Here is a 1,320-nt window from a genome sequence, read left to right on the forward strand (position 1 = left end):
TGCAGGCCGTGGCGGACGCCGCAAGGACGGCCGCCGGACCGGCCACCGTGAGCGCGCCCCGGACGAGCAGTCCCGCCGTGATGCCGCCGACGGTGCGCAGGCCGGACGCGACGGCCCGCTCCGTCACCGCCGTGTCCGGGCCGGGAACCACGGTCAGGACAGCGAGCACGCCCACGGCCGTGAGGAGCTGGACGAGCACGGGCTCGGTGTCGCGCCCGGGAGGCGTCGCCGGCACAGCGCACCTGACGGTCCGGGGACCACAGCACGGCACCACCCGTCCGCATCGTGCCATGTTGCCGTGTCCGACGCCCCCGGCGAAGGTGGTGGCGATGCATCACCGCGCCCACCGCTTCCGCCGGCCGAACACCCCGCGCCCGGCGGCAACTCGGCGAACACCGGAAACGACGCTGTTCAGCGGCGTCTACGGGCTGATCCTGGCCAGCGCGCTGGCCGCCGCGCTCGACTCCCCCGGTGAGGCGGACGAGCCCGGCTCCGACGCACTGTGGGTCCTGCTCACCGCCCTCGCCTCCGCCGCCGCCCACGGATACGCCCATGTCGTCGCGCATCGGTTGTCGGCGGACGGCAGCGGTGTCCGGGTCGGGCTGCGCGCCATGCTCGCCGAATGGCCGGTCGTCGTGGCGGCTGTCCCCACCGTCGTGCTGCTGCTGACCGCGATGCCCTCCTGGTGGACGGAGACCCAGGCGGTGAACACCGCCCTGCTGCTCAACACCCTCCTGCTCGCCGGCTGGGGCGCGTGGACGGCGCGCAGCGCGGGCCGTGGATGGACGGCTTCGCTCCGGGCGGGGATCGCCGACATGCTGATCGGCCTGGTGATCATCGCGGCGAACGCCCTGATCAAGTAACGGTCACGACTGCCGGCGGCCGGCTCCGTCGCGTCCGCGCTCCGGCCCTCCGACGAGCCGTGTCTCCAGGCGGTAGTCGACGGTGACATCGTGGTAGTCCTGTCCCGGCACGACCTCCTCGGGAAGGTGGTCACGGTCACTGTGGCTCGTCGACTCCCGCTCCCCGGTGCCCGGGAAGCGGACGGCCGTCCGGGGTTCCTCGGCGAAGCGGAGGCGTTCGGTGTGGACCGTCGACCGGAACGAGATGTCCCGCACCGCGCTCTCCACCGCCGTTCAGGGCGGCTCTTCCCGTTCTTCGGCGGCGCGGCGGCGGCCGGGCCGCGGTGGCGGTTTTCCGCCCTCGGTGCGCGTCCGGCGCTCGCGGGTGCCGCTCTCACTCCGGGCGGTCCGGTCCCGGTGCCCCTGCCCGGGCTCGCGCGCACTCCGTGCGGCCGGCCCGGTTCGGCGTACGGTGCCG

The 1,320-nt window shown here is 74.6% G+C and carries 2 protein-coding genes and 1 pseudogene; 1 reads left to right on the forward strand and 2 read right to left on the reverse strand.

Translation table 11 applies throughout. From position 1 onward, the window contains the following. Positions 1 to 199 (reverse strand): annotated as a pseudogene (locus B7767_RS40215) (LysE family translocator); the annotation flags it as partial. A 130-nt stretch (positions 200 to 329) separates the two neighbouring features. On the opposite strand from B7767_RS40215, the gene B7767_RS47010 reads away from it, so the two are divergent. Next, positions 330 to 863, forward strand: coding sequence for a hypothetical protein (locus B7767_RS47010; RefSeq protein WP_085576235.1), 534 nt, complete (start codon positions 330 to 332; stop codon positions 861 to 863). A gap of 3 nt (positions 864 to 866) precedes the next feature. On the opposite strand, the gene B7767_RS40225 is transcribed toward B7767_RS47010, so the two are convergent. Next, positions 867 to 1,118: a hypothetical protein gene (locus B7767_RS40225; RefSeq protein WP_085576237.1), complete on the reverse strand. Its 252-nt coding sequence runs from the start codon at positions 1,116 to 1,118 to the stop codon at positions 867 to 869. Positions 1,119 to 1,320: the final 202 nt, after the last annotated feature.

Source organism: Streptomyces sp. 13-12-16, from assembly GCF_002114215.1.
GTDB lineage: Bacteria > Actinomycetota > Actinomycetes > Streptomycetales > Streptomycetaceae > Streptomyces.

What these genes read in the sequence shown, in the direction of transcription:
- B7767_RS47010 (WP_085576235.1), top strand. Translation starts at nt 330, where the DNA reads ATGCATCACCGCGCCCACCGCTTCCGCCGGCCGAACACCCCGCGCCCG.